The organism is Phytoactinopolyspora limicola, assembly GCF_011320225.1.
Lineage (GTDB): Bacteria > Actinomycetota > Actinomycetes > Jiangellales > Jiangellaceae > Phytoactinopolyspora > Phytoactinopolyspora limicola.
Genome location: NZ_JAAOEN010000003.1, coordinates 288,971 through 306,243, shown reverse-complemented (window position 1 = coordinate 306,243; position 17,273 = coordinate 288,971). Strand labels below are relative to the sequence as shown.

The 17,273-nt window shown below is 68.5% G+C and carries 12 protein-coding genes; 9 read left to right on the top strand and 3 right to left on the bottom strand.

The window, feature by feature from the left end; translation table 11 throughout:
* Window positions 1-103: 103 nt before the first annotated feature.
* The 6 genes from G8760_RS10335 (at window position 104) to G8760_RS10310 (ending at window position 9,154) form a co-directional block, all read left to right on the top strand.
* The gene (locus G8760_RS10335; protein ID WP_166350556.1) at window positions 104-775 is read left to right on the top strand and encodes a response regulator transcription factor; all 672 of its coding nucleotides are present in this window, start codon (window positions 104-106) and stop codon (window positions 773-775) included.
* A 7-nt stretch (window positions 776-782) separates the two neighbouring features.
* Window positions 783-2,162 (top strand): sensor histidine kinase, encoded by a 1,380-nt coding sequence (locus G8760_RS10330; protein WP_166350554.1) that lies wholly within the window; start codon window positions 783-785, stop codon window positions 2,160-2,162.
* Entirely contained in the window at window positions 2,159-3,115 is a 957-nt protein-coding gene (locus tag G8760_RS10325) for a TAXI family TRAP transporter solute-binding subunit (protein ID WP_166350552.1), read from the top strand. The genes G8760_RS10330 and G8760_RS10325 overlap by 4 nt, the downstream gene beginning before the upstream one ends.
* A gap of 139 nt (window positions 3,116-3,254) precedes the next feature.
* The gene (locus G8760_RS10320) at window positions 3,255-5,921 is read left to right on the top strand and encodes an N-acyl-D-amino-acid deacylase family protein (RefSeq protein ID WP_166350550.1); all 2,667 of its coding nucleotides are present in this window, start codon (window positions 3,255-3,257) and stop codon (window positions 5,919-5,921) included.
* Between the two features lie 68 nt (window positions 5,922-5,989).
* Window positions 5,990-7,063 carry a TAXI family TRAP transporter solute-binding subunit gene (locus G8760_RS10315; protein WP_166350548.1) on the top strand — a complete coding sequence of 358 codons (1,074 nt, stop codon included), beginning with the start codon at window positions 5,990-5,992 and terminating at the stop codon, window positions 7,061-7,063.
* A gap of 72 nt (window positions 7,064-7,135) precedes the next feature.
* On the top strand, window positions 7,136-9,154 hold the full coding sequence (locus G8760_RS10310; RefSeq protein ID WP_166350546.1) for a TRAP transporter permease: 2,019 nt from the start codon (window positions 7,136-7,138) through the stop codon (window positions 9,152-9,154).
* A gap of 190 nt (window positions 9,155-9,344) precedes the next feature.
* On the opposite strand, the gene G8760_RS10305 is transcribed toward G8760_RS10310, so the two are convergent.
* Window positions 9,345-9,986, bottom strand: a complete 642-nt coding sequence (locus G8760_RS10305) for an LOG family protein (protein WP_166351131.1) — start codon at window positions 9,984-9,986, stop codon at window positions 9,345-9,347.
* A gap of 250 nt (window positions 9,987-10,236) precedes the next feature.
* Complete coding sequence (locus G8760_RS10300; RefSeq protein WP_166350544.1) at window positions 10,237-10,794, bottom strand: hypothetical protein; 558 nt, start codon at window positions 10,792-10,794, stop codon at window positions 10,237-10,239.
* 211 nt (window positions 10,795-11,005) lie between these two features.
* Here G8760_RS10300 and G8760_RS10295 point away from each other — a divergent pair, with 211 nt between their 5' ends.
* The 3 genes from G8760_RS10295 (at window position 11,006) to G8760_RS10285 (ending at window position 16,214) form a co-directional block, all read left to right on the top strand.
* A complete protein-coding gene (locus G8760_RS10295) occupies window positions 11,006-11,911 on the top strand; it encodes an ATP-grasp domain-containing protein (RefSeq protein WP_166350542.1) in 906 nt (301 codons plus the stop codon).
* A 126-nt stretch (window positions 11,912-12,037) separates the two neighbouring features.
* Window positions 12,038-13,327: a serine/threonine-protein kinase gene (locus G8760_RS10290; protein ID WP_166350540.1), complete on the top strand. Its 1,290-nt coding sequence runs from the start codon at window positions 12,038-12,040 to the stop codon at window positions 13,325-13,327.
* Window positions 13,328-13,337: 10 nt separating this feature from the next.
* On the top strand, window positions 13,338-16,214 hold the full coding sequence (locus G8760_RS10285; RefSeq protein WP_207782214.1) for an FtsW/RodA/SpoVE family cell cycle protein: 2,877 nt from the start codon (window positions 13,338-13,340) through the stop codon (window positions 16,212-16,214).
* A gap of 22 nt (window positions 16,215-16,236) precedes the next feature.
* Here G8760_RS10285 and G8760_RS10280 read toward each other — a convergent pair whose 3' ends face one another.
* On the bottom strand, window positions 16,237-17,223 hold the full coding sequence (locus G8760_RS10280) for a rod shape-determining protein (RefSeq protein ID WP_166350538.1): 987 nt from the start codon (window positions 17,221-17,223) through the stop codon (window positions 16,237-16,239).
* Window positions 17,224-17,273: the final 50 nt, after the last annotated feature.

Sequence of the window (17,273 nt, the reverse complement as noted above, 5' to 3'; positions counted from 1 at the left end):
ACGTGTTGATAACGTGCCGGGACCCGGGCCGCGTGCGGCGCCAGGTCGACAGGCCGGGTGGTGTGACCTATGGTCGCCTGCTATCACCGTCGGGAGGTTCGTCGTGCGTCTGCTGATCGTCGAAGATGATGCTCACGTCGCCAGCGCCCTCGTGGCCGTGCTGAACCGGGCCGGGTACCAAACCGCCTGGGCCCAGGACGGCGCCAACGCGCTGGACAAGCTTGACACCGAGACCGACATGATCCTCCTGGATCTGGGGCTGCCCGACGTCGACGGGCTCGACCTCTGCCGCCGGATGCGCCGGCTGACCGACGCGCCGGTGGTGATGACGACGGCCCGATCCCAGCTCAGTTCCCGCATCCAAGGGCTGGAGGTCGGCGCGGACGACTACCTCGTCAAACCGTACGACGTGCGCGAGCTGCTGGCCCGCTTGGAAGCCATCAACCGGCGCGGTCGGTCACAGGTGCCGCGTACCGCCCTCGACGAACCAGTACGGGTGGGTGAGGTCCACATCGACCTCGCGTCCCGGTTGGTGTACGCCGGCAAACGGTCGGTGCCGTTGACCAAGAAGGAGTTCGACGTCGTGGCGCTGCTGGCGCGCCACCCCGGGGTGGCGCTACCTCGCGAACGGATCCTGCGTGAGGTGTGGCAGACCAACTGGCGTGGGCTCGGGCGCAGCCTCGAAGTCCATGTCGGCTCGATCCGGCGCAAGCTTGGCGAACACGACGTGATCGAGACCGTGCGCGGCGTGGGGTACCGTCTGGCCAGCGGGTAGGTGATGGGTGCGCGCTCGCCTGATCGTCATCCTCGTCGTGCCGCTCATCGCGCTGTTCGCTGTGCTCGCTGGGGCGTACGGCCGGAGTATCTCGCTGGCCGCTCAGCAGGAACTGTTCGTCGACCGGCTCGGTGATGCCGGCTATTTCGTCACCAGTGCACGGCAAGCCTTACGCACCGACGACCCCCTGGTGATCGAAGGGGAGCTCGAGCGCTACCGGCGGGTCTACGGCATCGGCGCGGCCGTGTTGGACCGGGACGGGCAGGTGTGGGCCACCAGCGGCATAACCCCGGCGACATTCGACGATGCGGCGATCGATGCGGTGCACACCGCGTTGTCCGGTCGCCGCGGCGACGCGCCCCGCACCGTGCTGCCATGGCGGTTCGCCGACCTCGTCCTGGCCGAACCGGTGCTCGACGACGGCGACCTGATCGGCGTCGTCGTGACCTCGTCGAACATGGAGTCTTTGAGCCGTGACGTATTGCGCCAATGGCTGCTGCTCGCTCTCGGAGGTGCACTCGCCGTCGGCGCCAGCTTGTTCTTGATCGCCCGGCTGGCCAACTGGGTGCTACGGCCGGTGCGACGGGTCGATTCGGCGATGAAGGAGATCTGGCAGGGCCACATGGAGGCCCGGATCTCCGATACCACCGGCCCACCGGAGCTGCGGCACATGATCGCGGTGTTCAACAGCATGGCTGAAGAGGTCGAACACCTGGTTCAGCGGCAGCAGGAGTTCGTGTCCAACGCCTCACACGAACTGCGCAACCCGCTGAACGCGCTCTTGCTGCGCATCGAACATCTCGCGATGGGGCTGCCGGACGAATGGGCAGAGGAGGCCGATCGGGCGCGGGAGGAAGGGCAGCGGATGGCGCGGATCCTCGACGCATTGCTGCTTCTCGCTCGGGGGCAGCAAGCGGTGCCCGAGGCGGGGCCGGTGGATCTAGAGGACCTGGTGCGGCGCAGGTTACGCGCCTGGGAGCCGATCTCGGCCGAGCAGGAGGTGACCCTTGCACTCCGGGATGGTGAGCGGGTGTTCGGGGTGGCTGACGAGATCATGATCGAGAGTGCGTTCGACGCCATCCTCGACAACGCGGTGAAGTTCTCCCCAGTGGGAGGCACGGTGGGGGTGACCGTCTCCAACGGCGGTGAATTCGCCGAGATCTCCGTGCACGACGACGGCCCTGGTCTCACCACCACCGATCTCGAACTCGCCACCGAGCGGTTCTGGCGCAGTTCGGGCCATCAGGACGTACCCGGCTCCGGGCTTGGCCTGGCCATCGCCACCGAATTCCTGACCTCGTGCGGCGGAACGTTGGTGATCACCCCCGGTCCGGATCGTGGCCTGGTGGTCACGCTGCGGGTTCCGGCGGGAGGAGATGCCGGATGAGCCGGTCGGGGGCCCTGCCGCGGGCGCTGACGGCGGCGCTGTTCACGCTGTTGGCCATAGCCGCGTGTTCGCGGGGTGCGGCCGAACCCGACGAGCAGTACGTCATCGCCGGCGGCGGCACCACCGGCGTCTACTACAACTACGGACATCACCTGGCCGCCGCCATGTCGGAGCGACTGGAGCTCAGCGTCCTCGTGGCCGAGACCAACGGTTCGGTCGACAACATCGAGCGGGTGGTCAGCGGTGCGGCGGTGCTGGGTTTCACCCAGGGTGACACCGCGGTGGACGCGGTCATCGGGCGAGCGCCATTCGCCGAACCGCTGCCGTTGGAGGCCGTCGCCCGGGTCTACGACGACTTCGTCCATGTCGTCGTACCGGCCGATTCCTCGATCACTGAGCTGCAGGACCTGCGTGGTCATCGAGTATCACTGGGTGCGTCCGGATCCGGCACCGAGATCATCGCTCAACGGTTGCTGTATGCGGCCGGGGTGGAGACGGACGAGCTCGACAACGCCGCGCTCGGCATCGACGGTTCCATCGACGCGTTCCGGCAGGGTGAGCTCGACGCGTTCTTCTGGGTTGGCGGGCTGCCGACGCCGGGGATGTCGTCGCTGGGTGCCAGCAAGGCCATCCGGCTGGTGCCGGTCGACCAGTACGTGGACCCGGTCAACGCCGCACACGGCGGCGTCTACCGGCATGCCGTCGTACCCAAAGGGATGTACGGCATCCCCGACAGCGTATCCGCGATGGCGGTCCCGAACTACCTCGTGACCTCCGCCGACGTGCCGGAGGATCTCGTCAACGACGCCGTACGGGTGCTCTTCGAGGAACGATCCTCGATCACCCGCCACGTGGAGGCCGCCGGCCTACTCGACCGACGGCGGGCGATCTTCACCGAGCCGGTCCGCCTGCACGACGGCGCTCTGCGGTACTACCGCGAGAACAAGCTCTAACCTCCGCACCCGATGCTCAATACCTCCTCAAGAGCCGTTCCGCCCAGCCACCTGCGCTGATTTCATCACATGAACCCCGGCGAGGCGGACGGTCGGGCGCGCACGTCAGACGGCACGGATCGGAGGGAGCTGAGCGGACATGAACAGCGAGAGCAACCGACGGCGATTCGAACTGGGACGGCGGCGATTCCTGAGCCTGCCCGTCGCGGGAGCCGTGACGGCAACGGTCGGCGCTCAGGGCGCCACCCCGGCCATGGCACAGAACACGGGGTCCGCGGATGCGGACTTCGACATCATCATTCGGTCCGGGACCGTCGTCGACGGCTCGGGCCGGGACGCGGTGGTCACGGACGTCGGGATCAAGGGTGGTCACATCGCGGCCCTGGGGGATCTCACCGGCGCGGGCGCCGGCACCGATATCGATGCACGTGGTTTGGTGGTCTGCCCGGGGTTCATCGACGTGCACTCGCATGGGGCACTGTCAGCGCTGCCGGTCGCGGAGAGTTCGCTGCGGCAGGGGGTCACCACCGAGATCCTGCACCCCGACGGCGGCGGGATCATCCGCATCGCGGAGCGGCTGTCGATCGAGGAGAACGGCCTCGCGATCAACATCGGCGCGTATATCGGCTTCAACGCCGTGTGGGGCAGCGTCGTCGGCAGCGAAGACCGCCGGGCCAGCGCGGACGAGGTCGACCGGATGCAGAAGCAGGTGATAGCCGGCCTGGAGAACGGCGCCTGGGGAGTGTCGGCGGGGCTGTACTACACACCGGCCTATTTCGCCCAGACCGATCAGGTGATCGACGTCTGCACCCCGGCCGGGCCGTGGCGGACCAACTTCCCCAACCACATCCGCAGTGAGAACGACGACGTCATCGAGGCCACCGAAGAAACCGTCGTGATCGGAGAGAGTTCCGGGCTGACCCCGGTGATCACCCACATGAAGGTCATGGGCCCCGGGAACTGGGGCAAATCCGAACAGACCATCGGGTTGCTGGAGGCGGCGAACGCTCGCGGCACCTACGCGGCCGCCGACGTGTACCCGTATCTGCGTAGCCAGACCGGAATCAACGCGACCATCCCGCAGTGGATCCGCGACGGTGGATCGGCGGCGATGTTCGAGCGGTTCGACGACCCCGAGCTGCGGCCGCAGATCGAGCAGGAGATCGAAGACCTTCTGCACAGCCGGGTCCCTGGGCCGGAAGACGTGTGGATCCGCTCGCTCGGCCAGACCCTGGCCGAGGTGGCTGCCACCCGTTGGGACGACTCACCGGTCAGCGCGGGTGAGGCGGTGATGCGGGTGCGCCGGGAAGAAGGCAACGAATCCTGTATCTGGACCTTCGGCGACGAGGACGACTTCCGCCGCATCCTGCTGAACCCCACCACCGCCGTGGGTTCGGACGGGGGAGCCACGACGTCGTCGACGGCACATTCCCGCAGCTACGGCACGTTCCCGCGGGTGCTCGGCCGCTACGTCCGCGAGGAGGGTGTGCTGAGCCTGGAGCAAGCCGTGTTCAAGATGACCTATCTGCCGGCCACCATGATCGGGATGGTGGACCGTGGGCTGCTCGCTCCTGGTATGGCCGCCGACGTCACCGTCTTCGACCCCGCCACCGTCATCGACCGGTCCACGTTCGAGCAGCCGCGACAGTTCTCCGAAGGCATCGAACACGTCGTCGTCAACGGCCGGCTGGCGTTGAGCGGCGGCGAGCTGACCGGGATCCAGGCCGGCCGGTCGCTGCGCCGGTCCCGCGGGATGATCACTCGACCCGCGTCGACACAGGGCGGCCGGGCCGCGGTGAACGGACGGGTGGAACCGGTCGACCGTCGTGAACCGGGCGGGCAGGTCTTCTCGACCAACTTCTCCGACGACGCCGCCGGCGCCGCACCAGCAGGTTGGACCCCACAATGGCGCACCGGTAGCTGGACCGTCGAGGACGGCCCGCGTCGGCTGCGGATGAACTCCGCCGCCGGCCGGCGGGCTCTTACCTGGGACGCGGTCGGCGAGGTCGACGGAGACGTCGAGCTCTACGGCCGGGTCCGCGGGGAGGGGCACGAGACGTTGTTCCACCTCGGTGCGCTGGTATCCGGTGACGCCACGAATGAGAACACGTATTTCCTTCGGGCCCGGCTGGAATCTGCCAGCGGCACCCCGAACCAGCTGCAGATCGGCCGTTACCTCGACGGTGGCTATTTCACCCAAGACAGCAAGACGATGCCGTTCCCGGTGAACGAGAACATCTGGTACCGAGTGCTGTTCCAGCGGGTCGGGCACCGTTTGCTCGGCAAGATGTGGCCGGACGCCGAATCCGAACCGGCCGACTGGCAGGTCCAGGTGTCCACCTACGACATCGACCAGCTTGGTGGCGGCTCGGGACTCGTCGGCCCGTCGCACTGCTGCTCCGGTGCGGTCACCGAATGGTCATATCTGAGCGCCGCCACCGGGGGAGAACGGGCGCCGCGGATGCCCGACGATCCGCCACCGTTGACGGAGGCGTGGGAATCGATCCAGGTCGCGTTGAACGTACGGGATCGCGGGGGAGAGACTACCGGCCAGCTGACCGTCACCGATCGAGACAGCGACCTCACCTTCCGAGCGACGAGTCTCGGCACCCTCCAGACCGCACCCGGCTGGGCCAGCCTCACCGGCCTCGGGGTGGCTGCGGGATCGGACGAGGAACACGCGTTCGTCGTGATCCTCGACGAGAAAGACCCACTCGCCGGAGACCGCACCACGGTCACCGTCGAGATCGAGGGCGGCTACCGGCGCACCGGTGTCCTCGGTAGCGGAACCAGCCGGATCGGGTGACACGGCGGCTGCGCCTCGCCGTCCGGCTGCAACGACACGACCTGCCCAACACTAGGAAGGACAGCATGATGAGAAGGATTCGCGCGGCCAGGGCCATCGCCCTGGTGGGGGTCGTCGCACTCGGCGTGGCCGCGTGTGGCGGTGACGACGCCGGCAGCAGCGACGACGGCGACACAGCCGCCACGGAGCAGGATCCCGATGACGGCGACAATGGGGACGACGACGCCGACGACGGGGACGACGGGGACGTTGACGAGGGCGACTTCGTCACCAGCCTGACCTTCGGCACCGGCGGCACGGCGGGTGTGTACTTCCCGCTCGGCACCGAATACGCCAACCTGTTCGAGGAACACATCGACGGCATCACCGTGAACGCGATCGAGACCGGCGCCTCCGTCGACAACCTCGGCCGGATCTTCCAGGGTGAGATGCAACTCGGCCTCACCCAGAACAACACCGCCATCGAAGCGGTCAACGGCCAGGGGGAGTTCGAGGGTCTGGAGCTCGACAACATCGGCTGGCTCGGACAGCTCTACCCCGAGGCGGCCCAGGTGATCACCCTCGAGTCCGGCGGCTACGAATCGATCGAGGACCTCGCCGGTCAGCGGATCTCGGTCGGCCCGCCCGGTAGCGGCACCCGGGCCGTCGCCCAGGCCATCCTCAGTGCCCACGGCATCGAGGACGGCGACTACGAGGCGTTCGAGGAGAGCTTCGGCGACGCCCGTTCCCGGCTGCAAGACGGCAACCTGGACGCCTCGATCGAGATCCTCGGTGTCCCGGCGGGTTCGCTGGACGAGCTGGCGGCCACCCACGACGTCCGGCTGCTCCCGATCGAGCAGAGCATCGCCGAGGACATCGCCGGGCAGACCGATTTCGAGGCGTACACCATCCCGGCCGACGCGTATTCGTTCCTCGACGAGGACATCAGCACCGTGTCCGTGTTCGCCGGGGTAGCCGCGTCGACCACGCAGGTCAGCCCGGATCTGGCGTACGAGATCACGAAGATCATCTACGAGCACTCCGGTGACATCTCGCTAGCCCAGGGTGGCCTGATCAACCTCGATGACGCGCTGCTGGGCCAGGGGAACCTCGACCTGCACCCCGGCGCTCAGCGCTACTTCGAGGAGCAGGGTCTCCTGTAGTCGAGTGATCGCCTGGCTCCGGGCCCCGGATCGGGGCTCGGAGCCAGGCGATCCGCGGACGCGGAAAGGGCGATGGTGAGCGAACGCGATACGACAGTGCACGACCCGACTGGTTCGGAGGTTGGGTCGGCGGCCGGCCAAGGGGAGGCCGTAGGCCAGCAGGAGGCTGCTGAACGGGCGCAGGAAGTACTGCGCCAGCACGACACGGCCAGCCGGTACCGTACCAATCTCGGGTGGTGGGCCTGGGTGGTCGCACCGCTGGCCATCGCCCTGACCGTCTTCCAGCTCTACACGGCCCTCTACGGGGCCCGGCCCACGCTCGTGCAGGGCGCCATCCACGTGGGCGCGGCCATGGGTCTGGTGTTCCTGCTTTACCCGGCGAAGGCGACGCTCAGCGGACGGCGTGGAGTGCCGTGGTACGACGTCGTGCTGGCGCTGGCCGCGCTGGCGGCCAACCTGTACATCGTCGTCGACTACACCCGGCTGGTCGGCACGGAGGTCCGCATCCTCGGGTACACCGACACCGACCACATCGTGGCCGTGCTCGGTGTGGTGCTGATCCTGGAGGGCACCCGGCGCTGCGTGGGGCTGCCGATCGTGATCATTGCCGGGGCGGCGATCCTGTACGGCATCTTCGGCGAGCACATGCCGATCTTCTCGCACGGCGGGTACAGCTGGGACTCGTTCGCCACCGAGACCTTCTTCACCAGCCGCTCGGTGTTCGGTACCCCGATCCAGGTCTCGTCGACGTTTATCTTCCTGTTCCTACTGTTCGGCGTGTTGCTGGTCCGCACGAACATCGGATCGTTCTTCAACGACCTCGCTTACCGCGCCACCGGCCGCTACTCCGGTGGCCCGGCCAAAGCCGCCGTGGTGGCCAGCGCCGCGCAGGGTATGGTGTCCGGCAGTTCGGTGGCCAACACGGTCGCGTCGGGTTCGTTCACCATCCCGATGATGAAACGGGCCGGCTTCAAGCCAACCTTCGCCGCCGCCACCGAGGCGTCGGCGTCGACCGGCGGCCAGCTGATGCCGCCGGTGATGGGGGCCGCGGCGTTCATCATGGCCGAGTACACCGGCGTGCCCTACAGCGAGATCATCATCCTGGCCCTGGTGCCCGCGTTGCTCTATTTCACCGGGCTATTCATGGGGATCCATTTCGAGGCGAAGCGGCGCGGCATCGTCGGTGCCCCGGTGAGCGAGCTGCCGCCGTTGCGGAGCCTCGCGGTACGGATGGATCTGCTCCTGCCCCTGGTGGTCATCGTCGGGCTGCTGCTGTCCGGGCGCACCCCGGCCAATGCCGCCCTGTGGGGCATCGTGACGGCGTTCGCGCTGAGTTTCCTCCGCTCGTCTACCAGGCTGTCCTGGTGGGGTGTGGTGCAGCTGCTGGAGGCCGGGGCACGGGTGGCGCTGCCGGTGATCGCGGCCTGTGCCACCGCCGGGATCGTCGCCGGTACGGTGACCGCGACCGGCCTCGGCGGCAAACTCGCCGGTGGCATCCTCGACCTCGCGTTCGGGCACTTCCCGCTGGTGCTGGTCTTCACGATGCTTGCCTGCCTGGTGCTGGGTATGGGGCTACCAACAACGGCGAACTACGTCGTGACCGCAACCATCGCGGCGCCCATTCTGCTCAACGAGTTCGACGTGCCGATCATCGCCGCGCACCTGTTCGTCTTCTACTTCGGCATCCTGGCCGACATCACCCCGCCGGTGTGCCTGGCCGCCTATGCCGGGTCGGGGATCGCGCAGGCCAATCCGCTGAAGTCCGGCGTGACGGCGCTGCGGATCGCCATCGTCGGATTCATCATCCCGTTCATCTTCGTCGTCGAACCAGCGTTGCTGCTCCAGGATACGAACGTCGTCGAGCTGATTCCCGTTGTGTTGACGGCGCTGCTCGGGATGCTGGCGATCAGCTCAGGGCTCACCGGATACCTCGTGCGCCCGGCCCGCCCGATCGAACGGTTGTTGCTGGTGGGCGCGGGAATCGCGTTGGTGTATCCGGCATTGGTGAGCGCGGTGCCCGCCGTGCTGCTCGTCGCCGGGATCGCGATCGTCCAGTACCGCACCCGGGAGGGCGCCACCACCCGTCGGTGATCGTTGCTGCTTTCGTTTCGCGCTAGGGGAGTGGAGTTGGTGTAACGAGTGGAGTTGGTGTCCGAACGGAGTGCCGGAGGTGCGGTCAGGGCGACACCAACTCAACTCCGCTGCTGCACCAACTCCACTGCATGCGCCAACTCCACTCCGCACACTGCTGATGGGCCGGAGCCAGAACCGTGGCTGCGACTCAGGTCTCGTCGGGAGAGAGGCGGACGAGTTCGGGTTGCGGCGGCGCCGGCTGACGGACCAGTTTCAGCGCGGTATCGACGTCGGTGGCGTGCTGGACGAGCGCTCGCCCGGCTGGGGAGACGAAGCCCTCGTCGACGGCGTGGTCGAGCATCGTCAGCACCGGAGTGAAGTAGCCGGTTCCGTCGAGCAGGACGATGGGCTTGTGGTGCAGGCCGAGCTGCGCCCAGGTGACGACCTCGAACAACTCCTCGAAGGTGCCGTACCCGCCGGCCAGCACGATAAAGGCATCGGACAGCTCGTTCATCGTCGCTTTGCGTTCATGCATGGATCCGACCACGCGCAGATCCGGCAGGTCGAAGTGGGCCACCTCGCGCAGGAGCAACGCCTCCGGAATGACACCGACGACGTCACCGCCGTTGGCCAGCGCCGCGGCCGACACCGCTCCCATGACGCCGATACGGGCACCGCCGTAAACCACGCCAATCCGCTCGGTGGCGAGGCGGCGCCCGAGTTCGGTGGCAACCGCGGTGTAATCCGGCCGGCTGCCCGGGCTAGAGCCGCAAAAGACACAGACCCGCCGGACGGGTTGGTCAGCGGCGGAGTGGGGAGAGGCAGCGCGGTCGGCAGAGTTGTGGTGCATAGGGGTCACACTGCCGCAGTTTATCGCTCGGACCGTCCGACTCTTATTCCAGAGCGGGACGGCCACGACCCAACGAGTGCCCGCGCCCCAAGACCGGCGTCGCGCCGCCGGCGATACCGATCGGTGGAAGGTTTTCGGCGTGACAGTGGAGGGTTCTCCTCGCTATAGCGCGTACAACCTTCCACCGTCACGTGCACGACCCAACTACGGCAAACGAAGCACTCCGACGTTGGCTTGTCACCGACCTTGGCTATCGGCGCACCTTGAGGTCGATGGAGACCACCGCCGCTGTGTGCCGATCCTGTGCGGTGATTTCGTAGAGCCCAGGGTGGAGTTCGATATCTGGGTCACTCGGGAATTCGATCGTCACGACCCCAGCGCGGTCCGGCATTCCTCCGCCGCGATAGACAAGGTGGCAAGGGCCTTCAGTGAGGTCGGGGCAGATTCCGCTGAGCTCGCCCACGAGGTGATCCGGTTGTGCGATCTCGACGTCGATATAGGTATTCGGTGTAGCGTCCGTTATTTCGATGGTGGTGTATTCACGAGCTGCAATGGAGATCTCACCCGGACTTATGCCAAGACCCAGCTCCTGGATGCGGTTGCGCCCGTCAGTTGGCGCTACAAGCGGAGTAGCTACCGTCCGTGCAGCCGAGGGTTCAGCGGACTGTGACTCCCGTCCACCCAGGTTGACCAGATCTTGGATGATTCCAGTAGCTAAGCCGGCGAGCACGCCAGCAATTAGGGCGGCAGTAAAGGCGACGGCGCCCCATGGGTGATGTCCGGAGGTCTTTCCGTTCTGGGCGGTCATGGCAGCGGCTACCCCTCATGTTCGACCAGATGAATGATCCCAGGCGAGTAGGTGTTTCGATAGACCGGTTGGTGCTCGGCGCGACCGTTTGGCATCAAGCGGGTCGGGTGGCGGTGTGTGCACCGATGGTTGGGGGAGCGAACGGGGTGCTGTGCCGGACTTCGCGTATCGTCGGTCCGTGCCGTCATACGAATCCGGGGGAGGACACACGATGACGCGGATTGCGCTGGTCACCTGCGCGGAGCTGGCTGAGCTTCCCGACGACGATCAGCTGCTATACGAACCTTTGAAAACACGCGGCATCGTCGCCGAACCGGTGGTCTGGGACGACACCGGAGTCGACTGGGGGTCGTACGACCTCGCCGTGCTCCGCTCCACATGGGATTACTCGCGCCGCCGCGACGAGTTCCTCACCTGGGCGGCTGGCGTGCCGCGGCTGGTCAACCCAGTAGACGTAGTGCGCTGGAACACCGACAAACGTTATCTGCGCGACCTCCGAGACGACGGTGTGCCGGTGGTCCACACCCGGTGGATCGCCCCGGGAGACACCATCAGCTTGCCCGGTGACGACGCCGACCTCGACACCCAGGCCGGTCTGGCCGCGGCCACCGAATACGTCATCAAACCCGCGATCAGTGCCGGTTCGGTCGACACCGGACGGTACTCCACCACCAACCCCGAGCATCGGGAACTGGCGTTGTCCCATGTGACCCGGTTGCTCGACCGGGGGGCCACGGTGATGATCCAGCCCTACCTGTCCGCTGTCGACGCGTTCGGTGAGACGGCCATGTTGTTCTTCCATGGGGAGTTCAGCCATGCCATCCGGAAGGGTCCGATGCTCGACGGCCCGGACCGCGGGGTGGCCGGGTTGTTCCGGAACGAGCGGATCACCCCGCGTGTCCCGTCGGCTGAGGAACATCGGGTGGCCGCTCAGGTGCTCGCGGCGGTGCCGGACGTGGCGCGACTGACCTACGTACGGGTCGACCTGATCCCGGGACCCGACGGTACGCCTATTCTGCTGGAGCTCGAGTTGACCGAGCCGAGCCTGTTCCTCGATCAGGACGACGCGGCTGCGGCCCGGTTCGCGGCCGCTATCGCCGCCGACGCCGACTCGTGATCGAAAACGGCGGACAAAGCCGCAACCGGCGGGGACAATGGACACAGAGGCGACGTCGCCGAACGTGCCATCGGCTAGGTACATCGGCGGCGTGCCAGTTCAGGCCACCTCCGTCGAGAGACCGCCATGGCAAACCAGACAGCGGCAGATCTGAGACGGCAGGTCAGGCGGCTACACAGCGCCTGGCCGGCGCGGCGGTGCCCTGCCGAGGAGATCCCGCGTCGGCCACCACCAGCTGACGAGGAGCTCGCGGTGCCGCTGCAGCGGCTGCTGACCGTTGCCACCCTCACCCCCGCCCAGGCGGCACTGCTGGCGCGGGATCTCGTGGGCGGGCTCGATGCCATCCACCGGATCGGCTCCGACGGAGTCGGTATCGACGCCGCGTCCGTGCGGCTTACCGGCACCGGCCAGGTGCGTTTCGATCCACTCTGGGACGGCGCTGACACCCCCGGCACGGCCGGGTCCGCGGCCGCGGTGCTCGATGAGCTGATCGCTAGTGCCCGGCGGGCCGGGCCGGGCCGGCAAAGCGCCGTCGCCCGGCTGATGCGCCTCGAAGAGGTCAACGGCGACGTCACCGCGTTGGCCGGGCGGGTGGGTGAGGTCGCCGACGAGCTGCTCGATGGCGGCAGCCCGCGCCGCGTCGAGCATGTGCGCAGGGGCCTCGGCGCGCTGGCGGTGGCCAGCCGGAGCCTCGACCCCGGCACGTCGGCCGAGGAACCCAGGGCCCGGGAGACAGCGGCGTCGGTTGCCACCCCGCTGACCCGGCGGCCGCGGTTGCCGCGGGACGGCCGGGTGCCGCGCCGGATGTTGTTTCACCGGCGCCGCCGCGGTGGCCGATTGAAGGTGTTCGTGCTGCTGCTTCTCGCCGCCGCACTCGTCGCCGGGGGTTGGTGGGCCGGTCCGCGCATCTGGGACGAGGTGCGCGACACCTGGGACGAGCTGTTCGGCTCCTCGGACCCGCCGCCGGTGCAGATCGAGCCGGTCTCGCCGCCACCGGAACCAGACGACGACGCCGACGAAGCCGATGGCGACGCCGACCCCGCTTCGGGCCCGGTGACGGCCGAGGCGCCGGCCCCGGAGTCGGCCGGCGCCGTGTCGGGTGTGCGGATGGAGACCACCGCGGGTACGTGTACGGCGGGCTCGCCGTGTCCGGTCCGGGTCGAGGTCGATCTGGATCCGGCTGGATCAGCGCGCCAGGTGACGTGGGGCTTCGAGATCGTCGACCGTTGTGCCGCCGAGTCGACCACCCAGGGTGGGGTCACCGTCACCGCGCAGTCCGGATGGACCCAGGTGTGGGGGTTGTCGCAGGTCGATCTGCCGGACGGCGCGGCGCTTGCGGTCTTCGCGGTCACCGACAGCCCAGACCAGGCCGCGTCGGGACCGATGCTGGTGCCCGAGGACGCCGACACGTGCTGAGGGTGTCGTCATGCCCACCCTCCAGAGCCGCCAGTGGGGGGTACTGACCCGCCCGGGTATCACCCCGTCGTCGCCGGCGCGGGCCCGCCCGATGGCCAGCGCTCGCACCGTCGACGTAGCGATCGTGGCCGCGGTCGCGGTGCTGGCCGGTCTCGGCGCCCTGAACCTCGTCACCATCGGCGCTTCCGACCTTGCCCTGCGCCAGCTTGCCATCGTCGCGGTAGGTGTCGTCATCATGCTGGTGCTCGCCCGCTGGGGTGCGGCCTTCTTGTCTCGCATCGGCTGGGTGCTCTATGCCGGCACCTTGCTTGCGCTGCTCGTGGTGCTAGCTGGTGACGACGGCACCCGGGGGGTGCGGCGGTGGATCGATCTCGGCTTCGTCACGCTCCAGCCGTCCGAGCTGGCCAAGGTTGCCGTCGTCGTGGTCCTGGCGGTGATGCTGGCACCGGGCTACACCCGGCGGCGATTCCTGGTGGCGCTGGGCCTGGCCGCCGCCCCGGCCGGCCTCATCATGCTGCAACCCGACCTCTCCACCGGCCTCGTGCTCGCCGCGGTCACCACGTTCGTCATCCTCCTGGCTCGGGTGCCGCTGCTTCCACTTCTGCCCCTGTTCGGAGCAGTGTTGGCGGTGTTGCCATTGGCGGTGCTGGTGCTGCGGCCGTACCAGCTGGGCCGGATCCAGGCGTTCATCTCCGGCGACCGCGACGCCAGCGGCTCGGGCTGGGCGATGCTTCAGGCCGAGATCGCTATCGCTCTCGGCGGGGTGACCGGCACGGCCGGCGAGCCGTTGCACGACCTCCGGGTGAGCTACCTGCCCGAGGCCGAACACGACCTCGCCTTCGCCAGCATCGTGCACAGCTGGGGGCTCGCCGCCGGGGTGGCGGTGGCCCTAGCGGTTCTGGTGATCGTGTGGCGGCTTGCCGTGATCAGCCGGACGTCGCGCTCACCAGAGGGTGCACTCCTGGCCGGCGGCGTAGCGGCGTTGCTCGGCGTCCAGACCGTCGTGTCGATCGCCGCCAACCTTGGCTTGTTACCGCACACCGGGTTGCCCATCCCGCTGTTCAGCTACGGCGGTACCGCCGCGCTGGCCACGTTGATCGCGCTCGGCCTCGTCCTCGCCATGCGGCGCGACGGTGATAGCCGCTGGCCGCTGTGGGACGTGCCAGCCGGCCGCCGGCGCCGACCCCGCTGGGCCCGCAGCGGTGCCGTGGTGCTCACCGCCAACCTGCTGGCGTTGTCGTATTTCACCTGGTACACCCAGGACGCCCGGGCCGACGAGCTCCGGGCGGCCAGCGACGAGCAGATGACCAGGTGTGTCCGGCTGCCGGCCGAGCGGGGTGTCATCGAGGACCGCACGGGCACGCCGCTGGCGATCACCCGCGACGAGTACGACGTCCGGGTGCTGCCGGGGATGTTTCCCGACACCGACGACGCCGCCGTGGCGCGCCTGGCCGACGCCGTGGGCGAGTCGCCCGACGAGGTACAGGACGTGTTGCACGGGCGCGGCAACGAGCTGACGGTCACCGTCGCCACCGTCGATCCGGACACCGCCGGACGGCTCACCGCCGAGGAACTGCCCGGCGTCTTGGTCGCGCCGTCGGAGCGGCGTGAGTACCCGTACGGCCAGCTGCTCGGCCCGGTGCTGGGGTATGTCGGCGTCGGCACGCCGGAGGACATGCAGCGCTGGCCCGATCTCCCGCTCGGAGCCACCGTCGGCCGGGCCGGGCTGGAACGACAGTACGACGACGTCGTGCGGGGCACCGATGGTGAGCAGTGTGTCTACGTGGACCCGGTGGGGCGGCCGGTGGCCGCGGCCGGCCGGGTCGATCCGGTCGCGGGCGACGATCTGCGGCTCCATCTCGACCTGGAACTACAGGAGCTGGCCGACCGGTCGCTGGCCGCGGCCATGGACACCAGCGGCGGAGATGTCGGCGCCGCCGTCGTGATGGACGCCAGCACGGGTGCCATTCTCGCTCTGGCCGGGCGGCCGGGGTACAACAACAACGTCTACACACCCCCGATCGACGTCGCGGCGTTGCGGGCGGAGGTGGAGGCGCCGGGGCTGCCGCTGACACACAAGGCCACCCAGCACGCGGCGCCACCGGGGTCGACGTTCAAACTCGTGACGGCGGCGGCGAATGCCGAACACGCGATTATCGCTCCGGACCGGGTGGTGCCCACCGGTGCGTCGTACACGTTGGGCAACCATACGTTCGCGAACTGGCGGCCGATGCCGCCGCACAACATGATCGATGCGATCGCGTGGTCGAACAACGTCTATTTTTACGACCTCGCCTGGCAACTCGGCGCGGACCGGCTGATCGGCACCGCACGCCAGCTCGGCGTCGGCGAACGTACCGGGATCGACCTGCCGGGGGAGAGCCCAGGTGTGCTGGACACCCCGGAGTCGGTGACGAACGCGGGTGGCACGTGGTATCCGGGGGCCACCGTGATCCTGGGGATCGGGCAGGGCCCCGTGGTGGCCACCCCGCTGCAGGCCGCCCGCTGGACCGCCGCTCTGTCCACCGGTGAGCTGGTCACCCCCCGGCTGGCGGCCGAGCACGGCGACGGCGCTACGGTCGAGGTGCCCGAACCTGAGCGGCTGGCTTTCGCCGGCCAGCTCGGTCCGGTCCGGGACGGCCTGCGGGCCGCCGTCACCGGTGGTACGGCGGCTCAGCTCGGGGTGCTCCCGGTGCCGGCGGGTGGCAAGACGGGGTCGGCGGAGAACCCGGCGTCGCCGCTGAGCGCACCGGACTCGTGGTTCACCGCGGTCGCCCCCGTCGACGATCCGGAGATCGTCGTCACGACGTACGTGCGTGGTGGCGGGATGGGCTCGGAGACCTCCGGCCCGGTGGCTCTCGAGCTGATGCAGCACTACTTCGAGTGAACTCCGGTGTGGCCGGGGTCGGTCATCCGCCGTAGGCCGCGAGCACCGGCGGATGGTTCAACGCCCGGGTGGTGCCTTCGGCCACGCAGGTGAGGGGCCGGCCGGCCAGCTTGACCGGGAAACCGAACGTCTCTTCGAGCAGCCGGGTGAAACCGGACATGAGGGCACCACCACCGATGGCGAGCACCCCGTTGCTCATGATGTCGCTGGTCGCCTGGGCTGGGAGATCCTCGAGGCAGCCGGTGAGGGTGTGGACGATCTCGTCGACGGTGCCCCGTAGCGCGTCCTTGACCTCGTCGGTTTCGAGGGTCATCAGCCGGGCCCGGCCGGTGGCGGCATCGCGGCCCTCGACGATCAATGGTGGATCGGTGACGTCGTCGACGGTGGACTTGATGGTCTCCGCGGTGAGGTCGCCCACCATGAGCCGGTGCTCGGCCCGCAGGTACTGGGTCAGGGTGCGGGTCAGCTCGTCGCCGGCCACCCGGCAGGTGCGAGAGGCGAGCACGCCGCCGTAACAGAACCCGGTGATCTCCGACGTGCCTCCACCGATGTCGACCACCATGTGAGCCCGCGACTCCAGGGGGTCGATACCGGACCCGAACGCGCCGGCGATGGGTTCGGGCAGCAAGGCGACCTTGCGCAGCCCGGCCTCGTGCGCGGTTTCCAGCAGCGCCCGGCACTCGAGTGTGGTGGCGCCGGCCGGTACCCCGATGACGGCCCGCCGCCGCTCTCCGGGCCAGCCACGCCGGCGGATCTTGCGCAACATGGCGACGATGAACGCCCGGGCGGATTCGAGGTCGACGACCACTCCGTCTTGGAGCGGCCGGACCATCTGGTAGCCGGCGGGGGTGCGGCCGGTGAGCGCCCGGGCGTCGCGACCGACGAGGACGGGTGTGGTGGGGTCGTCGGAGTGTGCGACCATAACCGACGGCTCGTCGAACACGATGCCCCGGCGTGGATGACCGACCACCGTGTTGGCGGTGCCGAGATCTATGCCGAAGCCGCCCACACCGACCTCCTTTATCTGTTTCTACTGTACGTCCCAGCACGGGTACCATC

Bases quoted from the DNA above. Each gene is read 5' to 3' on its own strand.
- G8760_RS10325 (WP_166350552.1), top strand. From the start codon at position 2,159: ATGAGCCGGTCGGGGGCCCTGCCGCGGGCGCTGACGGCGGCGCTGTTC.
- G8760_RS10320 (WP_166350550.1), top strand. From the start codon at position 3,255: ATGAACAGCGAGAGCAACCGACGGCGATTCGAACTGGGACGGCGGCGA.
- G8760_RS10315 (WP_166350548.1), top strand. From the start codon at position 5,990: ATGAGAAGGATTCGCGCGGCCAGGGCCATCGCCCTGGTGGGGGTCGTC.
- G8760_RS10310 (WP_166350546.1), top strand. From the start codon at position 7,136: ATGGTGAGCGAACGCGATACGACAGTGCACGACCCGACTGGTTCGGAG.
- G8760_RS10305 (WP_166351131.1), bottom strand. From the start codon at position 9,986: ATGCACCACAACTCTGCCGACCGCGCTGCCTCTCCCCACTCCGCCGCT.
- G8760_RS10300 (WP_166350544.1), bottom strand. From the start codon at position 10,794: ATGACCGCCCAGAACGGAAAGACCTCCGGACATCACCCATGGGGCGCC.
- G8760_RS10295 (WP_166350542.1), top strand. From the start codon at position 11,006: ATGACGCGGATTGCGCTGGTCACCTGCGCGGAGCTGGCTGAGCTTCCC.
- G8760_RS10290 (WP_166350540.1), top strand. From the start codon at position 12,038: ATGGCAAACCAGACAGCGGCAGATCTGAGACGGCAGGTCAGGCGGCTA.
- G8760_RS10285 (WP_207782214.1), top strand. From the start codon at position 13,338: ATGCCCACCCTCCAGAGCCGCCAGTGGGGGGTACTGACCCGCCCGGGT.